Here is a 238-nt window from a genome sequence, read left to right as displayed (position 1 = left end):
GTAGTGGTGGAGGAGTCGGAGCTGATTCCCGACGGAGTCGGCTTCTCCGTTGACTACGCCACGGGATCGACTCCTGCCAGCGAAGGCATGTCGGTTCTTGAGACGGACCACTCAGGTGTCCAAGCGGTGGTTCAACCGACAGTCTTTGGTGTGCGCGTCCTCACGACGATTGCCAGCAGCGACGCGCCGTCAAGCTACGACTACACCTTCGATGTGCCCGAAGGGGCCGATCTCGTTA

At 60.5% G+C, this 238-nt stretch carries 1 protein-coding gene; it reads left to right on the top strand.

Going from position 1 to position 238, the window contains the following annotated elements:
- Window positions 1–238 (top strand): hypothetical protein (locus AC1RPG_RS08975; protein WP_481762638.1); only part of this gene is annotated, 238 nt, incomplete at both ends.

This window comes from Dellaglioa sp. CoH-57-MRSF-18, from assembly GCF_056781995.1.
This window is presented reverse-complemented; position numbering and strand designations above follow the sequence as displayed.